The organism is Shewanella sp. GJ50-10 (assembly GCF_055808815.1).
This window is the reverse complement of sequence record NZ_JBVVSS010000001.1, coordinates 483,809-499,269: the sequence shown is the minus strand read 5'-3', so window position 1 is coordinate 499,269 and position 15,461 is coordinate 483,809. Positions and strand designations below refer to the sequence as shown.

11 protein-coding genes are annotated in these 15,461 nt (G+C 40.1%); 7 read left to right on the top strand and 4 right to left on the bottom strand.

Features of this window, described 5'->3' with window-relative positions; genetic code table 11:
- Window positions 1–161 precede the first annotated feature (161 nt).
- The 3 genes from AC0L4E_RS02030 to AC0L4E_RS02020 all read right to left on the bottom strand — a co-directional run bounded on the left by AC0L4E_RS02030 (window position 162) and on the right by AC0L4E_RS02020 (window position 3,099).
- Complete coding sequence (locus tag AC0L4E_RS02030; RefSeq protein ID WP_473677778.1) at window positions 162–1,187, bottom strand: lipid A deacylase LpxR family protein; 1,026 nt, start codon at window positions 1,185–1,187, stop codon at window positions 162–164.
- A 252-nt stretch (window positions 1,188–1,439) separates the two neighbouring features.
- A complete protein-coding gene (locus AC0L4E_RS02025) occupies window positions 1,440–2,375 on the bottom strand; it encodes a pseudouridine synthase (RefSeq protein ID WP_473677777.1) in 936 nt (311 codons plus the stop codon).
- A gap of 145 nt (window positions 2,376–2,520) precedes the next feature.
- Entirely contained in the window at window positions 2,521–3,099 is a 579-nt protein-coding gene (locus AC0L4E_RS02020) for an LON peptidase substrate-binding domain-containing protein (protein WP_473677776.1), read from the bottom strand.
- A gap of 673 nt (window positions 3,100–3,772) precedes the next feature.
- On the opposite strand from AC0L4E_RS02020, the gene AC0L4E_RS02015 reads away from it, so the two are divergent.
- Window positions 3,773–4,261, top strand: a complete 489-nt coding sequence (locus AC0L4E_RS02015; RefSeq protein ID WP_473677775.1) for a hypothetical protein — start codon at window positions 3,773–3,775, stop codon at window positions 4,259–4,261.
- A 190-nt stretch (window positions 4,262–4,451) separates the two neighbouring features.
- Here the strand turns inward: AC0L4E_RS02015 and AC0L4E_RS02010 are convergent, their stop codons facing one another.
- On the bottom strand, window positions 4,452–5,507 hold the full coding sequence (locus AC0L4E_RS02010; protein ID WP_473677774.1) for a patatin-like phospholipase domain-containing protein: 1,056 nt from the start codon (window positions 5,505–5,507) through the stop codon (window positions 4,452–4,454).
- 277 nt (window positions 5,508–5,784) lie between these two features.
- Here AC0L4E_RS02010 and AC0L4E_RS02005 point away from each other — a divergent pair, with 277 nt between their 5' ends.
- The 6 genes from AC0L4E_RS02005 to AC0L4E_RS01980 all read left to right on the top strand — a co-directional run bounded on the left by AC0L4E_RS02005 (window position 5,785) and on the right by AC0L4E_RS01980 (window position 14,703).
- On the top strand, window positions 5,785–6,246 hold the full coding sequence (locus AC0L4E_RS02005) for a NanQ anomerase/TabA/YiaL family protein (RefSeq protein ID WP_473677773.1): 462 nt from the start codon (window positions 5,785–5,787) through the stop codon (window positions 6,244–6,246).
- A 359-nt stretch (window positions 6,247–6,605) separates the two neighbouring features.
- Window positions 6,606–8,894: an aminotransferase class V-fold PLP-dependent enzyme gene (locus tag AC0L4E_RS02000; protein ID WP_473677772.1), complete on the top strand. Its 2,289-nt coding sequence runs from the start codon at window positions 6,606–6,608 to the stop codon at window positions 8,892–8,894.
- 243 nt (window positions 8,895–9,137) lie between these two features.
- On the top strand, window positions 9,138–9,473 hold the full coding sequence (locus tag AC0L4E_RS01995; protein ID WP_473677771.1) for a 5-carboxymethyl-2-hydroxymuconate Delta-isomerase: 336 nt from the start codon (window positions 9,138–9,140) through the stop codon (window positions 9,471–9,473).
- Window positions 9,474–9,514: 41 nt separating this feature from the next.
- Window positions 9,515–9,862 (top strand): hypothetical protein, encoded by a 348-nt coding sequence (locus tag AC0L4E_RS01990; RefSeq protein ID WP_473677770.1) that lies wholly within the window; start codon window positions 9,515–9,517, stop codon window positions 9,860–9,862.
- A gap of 459 nt (window positions 9,863–10,321) precedes the next feature.
- Complete coding sequence (locus AC0L4E_RS01985; protein WP_473677769.1) at window positions 10,322–11,398, top strand: hypothetical protein; 1,077 nt, start codon at window positions 10,322–10,324, stop codon at window positions 11,396–11,398.
- Between the two features lie 785 nt (window positions 11,399–12,183).
- Complete coding sequence (locus AC0L4E_RS01980) at window positions 12,184–14,703, top strand: PKD domain-containing protein (RefSeq protein WP_473677768.1); 2,520 nt, start codon at window positions 12,184–12,186, stop codon at window positions 14,701–14,703.
- Window positions 14,704–15,461: the final 758 nt, after the last annotated feature.

Below are 15,461 nucleotides of genomic sequence, written 5' to 3'. Positions count from 1 at the left end.
GGAATAGCTTGAAATAAGTGAAGTTAATCATTCAATGCTAAGAGTTTGCCATTAAGCGCTAAACGTATGTTTTGACGTGATAAAAAATAAAGCCCTCATCATTATCCATGATAAGGGCTTTTTTTATCTATTTTTTGTTTATCTGCTTTTGTTTACAAATTTCAAAGCACTTTGGTGTAACTAATCACGCCGTAACCGTGCCAGTCATCGACATCAGATTGATATTCTTTGCTGTAAAAATTAAAGCTCCAACTGACTGACCAAGTTGGGAATGCCCAGATAACACCTAAGTTCGCTTGAACTTGTTGATGTTCAATTTCAAGCAAGGAGTCATAAGGTAAATCACCTTCAATGGTTAAGTCATTAAACCGATAACCCGCCTGCATTCTAAGGTAAGCTTGCCAACTGCCATATTGATTGGCCGCAGAAGTATAATTCCCCATGTGCCCCGCTTGACTCGACAACTGGCCAAAGGTTTCAGCTAAATCATCACCCCATCGTAAAGTTAGGCCTAAACTCGATTGGGAGCGTAAATTACCCGCCATGGTGTGATTATAAACACTTATATCCCACTGACTATTTTCAAACGCCTGTTGACGCGATAGCAAAGCATCGACTTCGTACGCCAGTTGATAGGTCATTTGATTTTCAATTTGATAATCCCAGCCCTTGGGTGACGTTGAGCCAGTAATTTTATGAACAAAAGTCTGCATTTCATCAGCAAAAGATGCAGGCCCAATAACCCCTAATGTTAGCCAATTTTTTTGCGCTAGACTTGGGCTAAAAGCACCTGTGTAGCTTTCAAACTCAAGTAGACCTGCATAAGGACGTTCATTGCTTTGTGGGTAGTCATAGGCAATTTCGGTAGGTGTCCACATGCGGTGGTACATTTTTGCGCCCCAATTTACATGGGTAGATGATTGAGGAAACATTAGTTTGGATTGCCACTGCATTGGCGTAATTGCAGATGAAAAATCAGTTTCAGGTGACGCTAACCACCCAACAACAAAACCACTAGAATAATCACCATCAGAGCCAATAATCACATCGTTATCAAAGTTAAAATACAATTGGTCTGCGACAGAAAGTGGCGAAAAGCTTGAACATAGCAGCGTGACAGCACAGCCAGAAGTGGCGACAAAACGACGAGAAATCACCCAGCGATTGAAAGCATTTACGTATGTCAAAACAGCCCCTTATCTTGGTAATGGATCTGACAACCTTATCTATCTACCTTTAGTGTAAACGCCCTTCTTAATAGCTCAATGACAATTCAACCATTTAGTTTAAAAGCGCTGTCAAAAACAATATCACTCACAACTCAATCACAAGAGAACCACTCAAGCCACCACCTCGTCAGCAATTCATTTTCAACTCGCGCACTCACCAAACAGCCGCATCCTTATGTATCACAAGGATAGATCAAGCTTTCTTCACTGTTAAACATTAAAATAAGCGTCGTACCCTTCGCAATTAACTTGCCTTTTTATCTTGCTTATCGGATCCACAAAGGTCAATGACTTGGCAATTAATCGTAATGGTTTTTCAAAATTATCAGCTGCTTTCTCAGCCAGCACTGGATAGTTAGTATCATTTTCCAGCGGCATACCAAGGGACATCATATGCACTCTAAGCTGATGCATTTTTCCTGTAATTGGGCTTAATTCAAACAAGCCTCGATTTCCTTTTACCGCAATTAACCGAATTTCGGAGTGTGTGTTTGCTTCACCCTCAGTGATTTTCATTAAAAAGCTCGGAGTTGAACGCACCATTCGATTCTTCACAGTCCAATGCATAGGCAAACTGAGTTCGCCCGCTTGATGCTGAGCTAACAACTCTGGGGTTAACTGCGCTATCGCTTGATATTGCTTACTTATGCTTCCAGTAGTAAACAGCTCATGATAAGCATGCCTTGATTCAGGGTTTACCGTCATTAGCATCACCCCAGCGGTTGGCCGATCAAGTCGGTGAGCCGGTGATATGGTATCAATCCCAGTAGCAATTCTCAGACGGTGAATTAAGCACTCATTGACATAATTACCACTCGGCGTGACGGGCAAAAAATGAGGTTTAAACACTAAAATGCAGTGCTTATCTTGATGCAGCACCTTTTGCTGAAACGGTATTTTAGTTTCAACAGCGACTTCACGATAGTAATACACTCGAGTGGCAGGTCGATAAGCAGTCTTAGGAGTAATTAACTCACCATCAGTCCAGTGCACCTTGCCTAAATCAACCCTTTGCTGCCATACCGAAGCTGGGATCTGCTTAAAATGTGAAATTAAAAACTCAAGCACGGTTTCAGGGTGCGAAGATTGCTGTGGTAACACAACATAAGAAGGTTGAGCGGCGCGAGCTGAAGTATCGACAGGCATAATTCCGTATAAACAAAGAGCGACATTTTGATACAGTATAACCAACTAACAAGGGTTAACTAAAGCCTAGTAAAGGCATTAGTTAACCAAAGTACACATTCAAGTAAATTATCAGTAAATGAGTAAATTAATGACTATTTAACCATCAAACATCAACGTGTGACTTTAGTAATTGCAGCACAAAGTCCATAGTTTTATGGCAGTTAGGTTGCTCGACCAGCAACAACTTATCTTTGTTATACATAGGTAAAACCTCTAACCATCGCTGGCTAACCCAAGTTGCATCTTCAAGATGAACCTGATTATATAAATCCAGTAAGTCAGGATTAACCTCGTAAAACTGCTCTAGTGCGGCACTGATAATTTCAAACTCTTCACCAATGGGTTCATCTTGCCAGTTTTGACAAGGCAAAGTGCGCGCTATCCAGCTTTGGTCTCTTAATTGAGCCCCAGACAATATTTTTACCCGCTGACGTCCTTCCACCACAATACTAAGTGAATCATCATCTAATTGATGAAAGTCGATAATCTCACACTCTGTTGCAGTGTCATAACAAGGCGGAACACAGCTACTTTTGCTAGCAGCCAGCGCCAGTCGGTAATGCCCTTTAAGGACATTCGCGACCATAATTAACTGGCTTGGTGACGCCATTCTAATCTCTTGTCGACCTCCAGGAAGCAATACAGCCTCTTGGATAAGTAACGCCATTTCTATCGTTTGCATAGCAACCTCCAGACCACAGCGCTTCTCGATTATTCCATTTATAAGGAGGTAAAAACCTCTTAAGAATGCTGCAGAGATAGTAGCCTACCGCTACCAAGGACCAATAAAAATCAACACCTTGTATTTTGAATTACAAAAATAAGTTTAGCAGTCAAATTGGAGTTTTCCAGCTTTAGCAAAGCTAATACAACTTTATGATTAGCCAAGAAAACGTGTTCTCAATTATCAAATCCACAATTACAACTGGTTATTTATTAGACAGGCAAAGATACGAAATAGTTTCAGTAAATGATCACTATTTGAGTTGAACAGATTAAGGAAGTTATTAAGTGTAAATGAAGCACGCTGGAATGGTGATAAGTCTTAATTGTTGATTTTGATAGCTGACGTAAAAAGTTAATTGGCTTTTCTAAGTCAAAATATAAATCACAGTCGTGGCGCTTCGCCCTGCGTCGTTAATGCCCAGATCACGGCTCTTTCGTAATAGGCTGTATTCATGTCTTGTCTGTAAGGCTTTTATTTATTAATTGCTAATAGAGGTTACGATCAGTTTAAAGCTAATCAATCGACTTTAATTTCATATAGGAAAAATCTAAAAATATGCTTAAGCTTAAAACCCAGTAAACTACCAAGCTCAGCTTAAGTGTCAGGCAATCAAGGAAGTCTTGTTGTTATGAATATTATTCGATTTATCTTTGTGGTTCTCATTAGTGGTTGTGTATCGTCTGGAAACCAAGCTATTGGATATCTTGGTTTCGTCGATAACGGAAAGTGGGCAATTCAATTTAACGATTGTTCGGTGGTTTCATTTGAACAAGCACAGCAATATATTTGGTTTAATCGTGGGTTAAGCTCAATAAGTTGTTACACACTAAAAGATGACGATACATCAGCAATAAGAAACATACCCATTCGAGTTTATTCTCAACCCAATAAAAATTCAGAGTACAAAGAAATATTAGAATTCAGCGAACTAAGTATTTCAGAGTCAGGCTGGGGAACTTTTCCTAGAGTTTACAAAAAGATGAATTCAAATTGGTTTAAAGTTGCAGATGGGTGGATTCAATTGAATAGTTCAGATAAAGCTTTTGTTAACTTCTATTCAGGGTCTCAAAATTTAGAAGGAAAAAAAGAACACGATTTATATTTTTTGAGACACTAATTACTATGTATATGAAGATTTACCTAACAGCTGATTATGATTAAACCTTAACTCATTTCAGCCAAAAATGAGTTAAGATATGATCAGACTTTATTGTCTTTTTCATTTGAATTTGAGTAAAAAAAGGCCTTCATAAACGACTCACATCTTACGCTTTTAATACTTATTACATTTCAAAACAGAACCAGCTTTAAAGCCGCTCTATATGATCCATTATTGATTGCTTTTCAACAATATCCGCAAACAACTCACCTAGTTGCTCACTTCGTTTCAATGATTCACGCCAATAAGCTATGCGGCTATCGCTATCTAATTGTTTAAAGTCTTCACGATCTGGGATCTTTTGATACGGCAGTGACTTTAAAAACTCAGCAGTAGGCGCGAGAATTAATGCATTGTGATAATGCTTTTTAGCCCGTCGCCATTTTAACGATTTATCAAACCAACCTGGGCTCATGTGCGGATAAAAATGTGGGTATAAACTTAAGCCTTCAGGTGTGTGGGTTGGCATATCAAAGTGATAATCAGTAATGCCGCCATCATAGTAAGCGCCATCACTAATCCCATTAATACGCTTTACTGGTGCAAGTAATAACGGAATAGACCCTGTCGCTAGCAAGACTTGATTGATGTTATTACGGGTTAACTGCGCATGCTCTGTGGGCAAATCGTTTAACTGCGAAAAAGGTGACTTAACCTGCTGATGGCTAAATACGACTCGCTCAAAATGCCAGCCTAAGCTTCGACGACTCACAGCATTACTTAACGCTGTTGCCGCAAGTCCCAATGCCAGCTTACCTCTAGAGCGACTCGCATTTAAATGCTTGGCCTTACACACAACAAAATGGCTTTGAATAATACGGTTATTAACGATATCCATCGCACCGTGTTCGCCCAATATGCCACTAATGATCCGCTCAACTTGTTCTGTTACTTCTTGGCGATTAGGCACATGGTCGTAACGTTGGCCAATATAAAAATCTTCTAAACGCGTATAAGCTGCTAACGGATCTTTCTGAGCTAAACAGGCTAAGCGCCATGCACCTGATGAAGCGCCCATGGTATATAGAGGGGTTTGCCTGTCAGCGAAGAACTCACCAAACAAATACTTATCAAGCCCTGCAACGCCAATCCATTTGGGGCCGCCAGATGCGGCAAATAACTGAGTGAACATTTGCGGCGTTAAACCATTTTGTTCTATTTGTTGATAAGCGGTTTTACCGGCGAGTAATCGTAATACTGTCACTGCACATCCTGTATTTAAATATCAGCTATAAACCAAGGCTTGTGGGTCTAATCCCATGAGCTAAAACTTATGGTTCATCCCCTATTTAGGGAGCCTGTGTAATTTATCTTAACTAAGTTTGTCATAGGGTTAAACCACCTAAGGGTTGAAACCATTATTAACTCAAAGACTAATCTAATCATCAATTCAACTAATAGCGTCATCAAAGGCATATCAACGTGGCACTGTCACAGTGAATAAGTAATAATATTGCATCATCAAAAATCAGAGAACCATTATGGTCGTCGATAGCCTTGCAAACCATTCGCTTTATCACTCAATCAGCCCAAGACTTGCTATAGCGCTGACTCACTTATCTGAAACTGATTTTACCCAAGCCGAAGTAGGAACCTATCCATTAGACGGCAAAGATATTTTTGTTATCGTTAATGATTACCAAACTAAGCCGAAACACACAGAGCCTTTTGAAGTCCACCAGCGCTATATTGATGTGCAGTATGTGGTTAGCGGTGAAGAAGAATTTGGTTATTTACCACTGGCAGAACAAACGCCACTGGCGCCTTATCATCAAGAACATGACTTTACCGAGTTTGATTATGAATCAAATAAGCAAGACGCTGCTTTTATTCCATTAAAAGCAGGCATGTTTGCCTTATTCTTTCCAGATGACATGCACATGCCAGGCACATTTGATACAGCTAAACCAGTAAGAAAGGTCGTGATAAAAGTGAAGATTTAATCGCGTTTATCGCTGAGTTAATATCATCCATTTAAATCAACTAAACTATCCCGCAATATTATGCCTATGAATAAAAGCTGCGGTTGCGTAGCTTTTATTCCTGTCTAATAAGAACACATCCAATCTCCCCCAACGACTCATCACCTTCTATTTTTCTACTTCATCAAACTGCCAAAAACTAAACCCAACAAATCATAAACTTAGCTTTAAATATTATTTCGTACAATAAACTTGACGAAAAAACACTCAAACACTCAAAACGTGATCTTGATCAATATTTAAAGAATGCTAATATAACCGCAAGAAATTAGTTATAACTAAAAGCTATATAACAACTAATCAATAGATGAGTCGCTCCCATGAAGAATACGTCACCATTAAGCCAGATTTATTTAGATGCTAACGCCACAACCCCCGTTTTGCCACAGGCTGCAGAAGCGGCATTAAACAGTATGAAAGTATTGTTTGGTAATCCAAGTAGTAGCCACATTACCGGCCTTAAAGCGAAAGACTTAATGGAACAAACCCGTAGCAATGCCAAAAAAGTCATTGGTGCAGATACTGGCAAAGTTATCTTTACTAGTGGGGCCACCGAAGGGATCCAAACTGCAATCATCTCAGCCTTGGTTGAAGCCAAAAAAAGAATTGAAGCAAACAAACTCTCTGCAACGAATCAAAGCTATAGCTTGTTATATGGCGCAACAGAACATAAAGCGGTGCCTGAGTCATTAAAACACTGGAATCAAATCTTAGGGATCAATGCAGACCTTAAAGCAATTCCAGTTGATGCCTTAGGTAACCTCGATAAGCAGTTCATCGCAGAAGAAGCGCCTAATGCTTTAATGATTTGTACCATGGCAGTAAACAACGAAACAGGTGTGTTTCAAGACTTAGCTGAACTAGACCAAGTCATACGCAGTGCCAACAATGACATTTTTTGGATGGTAGATTGCGTACAAGCACTAGGTAAAACCTCATTAAACCTTGCTGACACCACAATCGATTACGCCCCTTTCAGTGGCCATAAACTCTATGCACCTAAAGGCATTGGCTTTGTTTATATCCGCCAATCAGCACCTTTCACGCCAATTATTGCTGGAGGCGGACAAGAAAGTGGCCTGCGTTCAGGCACCGAAAACTTACCAGGAATGGCAGCGATTAACGTTATTTTCGAGATGTTATTAAATCAACAAGATAGTGCATTTGCCGACATTGATATTCTACGAGGTTATCAAGCTCAATTGGTTGATACCCTAAAAGCTGTTTTCCCTGAAGTAGTGTTTAATCACAGCTTTAAAAACAGCGTGCCAACCACCCTTAACTTTGCAATTGCAGGCTTTAGTAGTAAAGAAATCATGGATTTATTCGATGCTGCCAATATCCGTGTCAGTTCAGGCTCAGCATGTTCATCGAAAGTGACCCGAAGCTTTGTACTCGACGCCATGGGGTTACCTGCTTGGCAAAGTGAGTCAGCCATTAGAATGTCGTTTGGCCCTGCAATGACTCAAGCACAAGTGGATGAAGCATGCGCGCGCATCACTTCTGCAGCAAAAGCATTAACCCATAGCTGCATGATATTAGACAGTGGCGAAATTAATGAAAAACAACCTCTCAATGGATTAGTTCAGCTGCGCTCAGGCTCTAATTGCACTTGGGTGTACGCTGATCAACAAAGCAAACAAGCCTTCATTATCGATCCATTGCCAGAAATTAACGATCGCTTAGATACCTTATTGCAATGCCAGCAATTAGAGTTAGTGGCCATTATTGACACCCATGGTCACGCCGATCATCAATCTGGACGCACTTTCCTTGCAGACAAACATCTGCCGACGCAACAAACAGATGCCTTAGGTTGGCCACAAGATTGCCAACAGTTCAATCAATTGCAGTACATCAATATCGGTCAGCAATGGTTAGTAAAGATTGCTACCCCCGGTCACACCGATGACAGCATGTCATTATTACTGTGTAACCCATTTGATAATGAACAAGACATTAGCCAGCAGTGCCAATTCGCATTTTGTGGCGATACGATTTTAATGGGTAGCTTAGGCCGAACTAACTTTGACTCAAGTAGTGCAGCTTCAATGTTCTTAAGCCTTAAAAAACTCCATTCGTTGATCGGCGATCAAACCTTGATCTGCGCAAGCCATGATTACAATAACGAATTTACCACCCATCTCAGTGCTGAATGTGCTCGAAACCTGTTATTGGCAAACACCCTCAACGGCAGTCTTAACCTTGCACAATTTGAAGTGCAAAAGGCACAGCTAGACAGCCACTTGTGCGACCAAAGCGGCAGCGAAATCATGTGCGGTGCATTAACTGAGAGTCAGTTAGCAGGGCAACCGATTGTTGAATACAATCATCAAAGCCTGAATGATGCCTTACAGCAAGACAACGTCACCCTAATTGATATTCGTGAGCCTCACGAATATGCATTGCAACACACTGAAGATTCCAGCGAAAACGTGCCGCTCACCCGTTTAGTCCAGTTTATTCAACAGCAGCAAGATCAAAAGCACCGAAAATGGGTATTAGTTTGTCGTAGTGGCAGCCGATCATTTGTGGCCGCTCAAGCAATGCAGCGTTTAGGCTTTAATAATGTAGCCCATCTAAAAGGTGGTTATGCATTGAGTAGCTAAAAGGCATTCAATTGTAGAAACTAAGGTTTCAGCTCTAGTTGGAGTTGAAGCCTTTTTTATACCAGCGATTAAACGCCTGATACGATATTAACTCTTCGACTTACTCCCTAGGTCTTGCTACATCACTTAACCTTACTAAATGATCTCCTAAGTTCACTCCTAAACTTCACTTGGCATTAATCATGGTATTTCGTCTTCATCTGGCGCAAGATAAGCAAAACTTATTCTAGATTGGAGAGCTAAATGCCCCATTGCATTGTCGAACATTCAGCTAACCTTAACGGCCAAGCTTTGGTCAACTTGGTACATCAAGGCGCTTTAACGTCAGGGTTATTTCAAGCACAAGGCAGTGATATTAAAGTAAGAGCCATTGCTTATTCAGACTTCAAAACAGGCAGTGTTGATATCGGATTTGTCCATGTGACGATGAGGATCTTATCTGGCAGGAATGATGAGCAAAAGACAATGTTAACCCAGCAGGTGTTAACCCAGTTACAAACCTTGATTAAGGTGGATTGCTCTTTGTCGGTTGAGGTGGCGGATATTAACCGCGAAACTTATTCTAAAGTGGTTGTTTAACCACTTCATTCTTCTGTCAGTGTTTCCAAGGAATTGTTTACATGCCTCATGTAGAGATTAAGTATTCAGATAATCTAGAGTTCAGTTCAAAAGATATGTTTGATGAGATAGAAGGTATCATTAATCTAAGAGATGCCAGTGCAGGCCTTTGTAAATCAAGAGCTTACCCTTGCTCTGAGTATAAACATACTCATATTCTTATCACAGTCTCTTTACTCACTAAACCACATAGAAACGAGCAGTTTACTAAGGAGTTAAGCACAGAACTTGAGCAAGCGATTAAACGTCACCTTAAACAGAGTGTGTATTTTTCATTAAATATCGAATACAGCGGAGCGTATTACTCAACCAATGTTCATCATGTTGATGGAGACACTTTAGCTAGCTAAGTTATCTAGATTTTGAATAGCGTCGTGAATTCTTCATTCAACCTAGTTCAATCTAATTCAATCCAAAGAGAAGAGAAGAAAAGCCGCTTCACTTATTCGAGAATCCTACCTACTTGAGGGTTCTAGCTGTTTATTATGGGTGAATCAGCAGTCACAATTTACAATACCATTGGCTAACACAGCTCAAACCAATACCACTCAAACTATCATCATTCAAATCAACACTTAAACCAATAAAATCAACACTTTAACCAATAAAATCAACCGATAATCAATTTATACTTATGTGTTTTACTATCCATAAATTCATTGACCGCATATTGAGTTACTCCCCTTTAAAACGAAAAATTATAAAGATATTTCGAATATCATCCTTTAACTGTTAACATTATTGTATCAATCAAGAAAAGGGAATTATCTAAGTCTTCGCTCAGTGAAGTCTTTTAAATGGATTTAATAATGAAAAAACTACTCACTTTATTGTTAGTGTTATTGCCGTTTGCCACTCAAGCAGACTTTGATACTAAAGACACCATCTACGTTGACTTACTCACCAGCAACAATCTACAAGAAGTAAAATTAGGTGCAAAAGCATTGCACCACAGCTTGCCTGAAAATATTCAGCTATGGGATCTAGCTGCCTTTACACTTTGGTCGATGAACCAAAAAGGCGATAAAGAACATGATGAATTTGACGACACAATATCTTGGTTAGCGAAAGCTATTGGTGAAAGCCAAAACCCAAGGTACCGAACACTTTTGACCGAACAAAATAGCAGTGAAGCGTCACGGAAAGTGAAGAAGTATTTCAAAAGTGCAATCAGAGCCCTTAACAAAGACGACGTCCCACAATTTCAACCTCAAGAGTTTGACCTCGCAGCAATAAAAGTTAGCCCCAACACGGTTACCCCAACCCTTGCTAACTTTGAGTTGATTACCCAAGGTGTGACGCTGGACACCGTCATCGAAAACCTTGGTAAACCTGATGGTGTAGGCCAATATCTTCGTAGTTATCGACGTCCATTTATTGGTCGTCAAACTTTTCATAATCTTAGGCTTTCTTATATCAACTTAGGCTCTATGGAGCTTAAGTATGAAAAAACAGAATGGGTGGTTGATTTAATCTCAACTCAAACCAGCCTTGATATTTCAGGCGTTGCAGATCAATACCGAGACTTATTATCCAGACTTGTGAGTAATGATGTCACTCAAATCAGATCCGCTGCTAGAGAGGCTATTAAACTGCCACTACAAGATGAGCAAAGCCTTGATCATATTGCCCAGTACATTTGGAATGCTCAAAACACCCAAGACAAACAATTTGCCGACTCTTTAGCTTGGTTATGTAAAGTACTTAGCAATAGCGGTAATGGACGCTATAAGGAAATGCTACTGACCTTATCTCAAAAACCGCTGCATTCTAAGATTACACGCTATGCAGCAAAATCAGCTGAGTCATTAACCAGCACAGAACCATTTTTTACTCCTGCAGTTCAAGTTAAAGGCGCAGACAGCAGCAAAACGGACAATTTATAAATATATAATTTAAAAGTATAAACTCACCTTGGGTACTCATGCTTATCAAAGGCATGAGTACCTGCTCGCTTAGCGGTTAAGTGTTTTTATTTGGTGCTACCTCTAACGCGCTAACGATGTTTTATGCATTCTTTAACGAATAATCGAATTCAATGGCGCATATTACACGCCCCATATTCATCAAATTAGTGAAGATAATATTTTCCTGCTTCGCTTGGATTAACGTCGTGAGGCTTCGTCCATACCAGACGAACAGGGAGTGAACAGTGACTCCCTCTTATTTTTGCTAATAGTTACGCCTTGTAGCTCCGGCGGAATATCCAACAAAGAACCATCCACCTTTAACCTTCTTTTGTAGCTACATCTGTAAGCAACCAAAACCTTCAACACTTAGGGTGGAGTCCCATTTTCACTCATCATTGTTGACCCTCTTCTCTAACGCAAATTTTTTGTGAGATTAAGTTAACTTCTATAATCTCAGTCAACCTGAAGTAAGAGTCTATTTATTACCTTTTAGACTTCAGTTAAAAATTTCAATATTAGTCTCTTTCTTAGATAAAAGAGTCCTACAAAAACAGTTGATTAGTCATTCATTCTAAGCTTAACAATTTGTAACTTTCCCCAGTTGCTTTTTTGTTATTTCAATGTAAATTCATGGTGATATTTAGGATAATAACAAGCTTAAACACTGCATATATTGTAAGCGCTTAAAAAGGAATTAAAGCAGTAACTAATCAATATGTAGACAATAGGTTTACCAATAATAATCATAATAAAGGTAAGGTATGTCTAAAAAAACAATCACTTCACTTGCACTATTACCTCTAACATTGGCATTAACAGCTTGTGGCGGCAGTGATGAATCAACACCCACTCCTCAGAACCAGATACCTCAAATAGCACCAATTGCAGAGCAGACAGTTAAAGAAGGATTGCCGTTAACAATAAACGCTAGTGCAACTGATAGCGATGGCAGTATTGCCAGCTACTTATGGCAACAAACGGCAGGTATTACTGTGCAGATGACTGATGCAGATAGTGCTAGTCTGAACCTTACAATGCCGATGATAGATCAAGATCAAAAAGTGACATTCGAGCTGACTGTCACAGACAATCAAGGCGCAAAGGCATCAAGTTCAGTCAATGTGCAATTGCTCAACAATAAGGCTCCAACTGTCGTTATAGCTCCATTAACTCAAATTGATGAAGGCAAAACTTACACTCTTTCTGCCACAGTGGAAGATGAAGATGGTGAAGTTGCAACAACCCAGTGGCAGCAGGTCCTAGGCAATAAGGCTGAACTGTCTGGTGAAATGAGCGACACACTCACCATAACGATGCCCAAAGTCACTCAAGCAGAAATCGGTCAGCTTAAATTTATTGCTACCGATGACAGCGGTGAATCAACGGAGGTATTACTTGATTTCACTGTTAATAATACTCATCACAATATTGAGCTGACTGGTAATGCTAACACTAACGGTACTATCGTTAGCGACACTAATATTACATTAACTCTTAATGAACAAAGCTTTGTTACCTCAACCGATGCCGATGGTAATTATGTACTAGCTGTAGATATCGATATATTGCAGCAACAAGGCTCTTATAAATTGAGTGCAGATGTAGCTCAAAACCCACTAGTACGAACTGGCTTAATTGCCGAACTACTACAACATATCGACTTGCAGGAGCCTGAAGCTAATAAAACAGAACTTAATAAAGTAACTAGATTACAACAGGTATCTGCTGTTAATGGCAATGTAAAAGCTGATCTCAATAGCTTAACCACAGCTGACTACTTATATTTAGCCACGCTTTTTGATGATAATAACTTTATAAATGATACAAGTATTGACGCAACAGTATTAGCGACAAAATATAAAAGCGTTGATACTGAGCTGCTATTAGAGATAGCCACCGCATTAAGTTATGCAAAAGAACAAAATCAGCTTGTCCCAACCAGCAATGGCATGGTCGGGCTTCAAGAATACTTAAATGAGATTTATGCCGATGAGGCAGGAAAAGCACTGTTTGATACATTACTAAATCAACAAAAACAGCAAACGGGCAATAATGCGAGTGAATTCTTAGCCAATGGCAAAACCTACTACGCTACCTTAGCCAGCGCACCTGGAACGGTTAGATTGGGTCTGCCATTTAATTTATCCTACAACTTCGCGGAGAATGGGCTTTTCACACAACAGAGCATTGACGAAATCATCACAGCGAGTTGGTCCGTTGACGGAAATGGCATTGTGGTTGATGCCTCAACTTGGTCAACTCAAGTTTATTCTAATTGGATAGAAGGGGTCGAAGAGCCTGCTACTTGCACCTATACACCGATAAGTAAACGTTTTGAGATGATCAAGGGGCGCTTTAAAGGTGTCCAACAAGCTGTCGAAATCTTTAAACGCCATCGAGTATGTGTAGATAGAGACAACGGCATTGAGGTTGCCAACGAAATCATCGATGAAGAGATGTATTTCACAGCCTTTAATATCGATGATATAGAAGTCTGGCAAGAGAAGGATCTACAGGGACAATCTATTGTCTTTGAACATTATTCTGATACCGCACTTGAGTTGAATCGCCTGCAAAATAGCTTTCCTGCAATGACTTATCAGTTTGATGAGAATGGCAGCGGTTCGGTGCTGGAAGATAATGCGAATTTCACTTGGCTTATCGATGCTGATGGCGCATTAACAATGACTTTTAGCGATTACAGCATTCGATGGTTAAAACTGTTTGATGATCGCTCTGACCGTAAAGGCGGTGCCTCTATATTTGCCCAATATGAAAAAGGCGAAGTCAATGTGCAGTACACTAATATGGCGACAACACTATCAACGTCAAACTGGCAAACCAGTGATTTGGTGGGTAACTGGGATCATGGTTTTAGCAGCAGCCAGCCCAAATATGATGTAATGGGTTACGGGATCAAATGGGAGTTGCTAGCCGACGGTAGTGCGAACCTAAAAGCAACTTCTGCAGATGGCAGCATATTGTATAGAACAACGCCCATGCAATGGTATATGGAAAACAATCAAGTGGTTCTGTACCGTTCACTTGAATGGGTAAATGGTAATCCAACTAGCAGTAATTGCGATCCTCGTAGTGATAATAACTGTTCTTATCGTCAGTACAGAAGCTGGCAATTATTAAATCAGCACGGTAATCGTTATTACGTACTTGAGTCCCTATATGACAATGGTAACCCTTGGCAAGATGGTCCATTAGCACTAGAGGATATTCCTGTGCACCATCGTACCAATTTTTACCAGCCGTTCAAAAAAGGTCAATAGTCACTTCATAGCGTTGACTATCTATCTGATACAAAAACCAGCCAATCGGCTGGTTTTTTGTTTTATTCATATGCAACAACATATCCAAACTTCGTTTGGATTAACATCGTTGGTTTTCCACCCACACCCGACCAAAAGGGTCCCCAACGAAATAATCTGAAAGCGATTATTTCCAATGGAGTTTTCATAGCTTTCGGCTTTATTCGTAGCCTGCTTCAGCAAGCTGCAACTTTGGTTTAATGAAGCTCTAACGCTTACGATGGGGCGCCCTAATTTCATTTCCAAACTTCGTTTGGATTAAGTTCAAAGTCGTGACGCTTCGCCCACACCAGACTAAAAGGGAGTGAACTGCGACTCCCTCTTACTTTTTGCTAAGAGCTATACCCCGCAGCTCCGGCGAAATTTAAACAGCAAAATTTCCAACGGAGAATTATCCAGCTTTAGCCTTCAAATTTAGTCTGTATCAGCAAGCTACAAAAATCACTAACGCTTACGATGGGGCATCCCTTCCCCTCGAAAGCTAGCCAGACATCCCTGTCTGGACTCACGTAATTTTCTTGCTTACCTCAATTCAAATTGAATATTCATAGAAGATCAAAAGCATAATAAATAGAGATAAAATCAACTTCCTGACAATTAGAAACAACAAGCGAACTTGCAGGCTCAATGTTCCCCCATTGAAATTGCTGAAATGCGTTGAAGAAAATAGCGTAAGCCTGACAGGACGTCAGGCTAGCTTTCGTTTGGCCATGGATGGC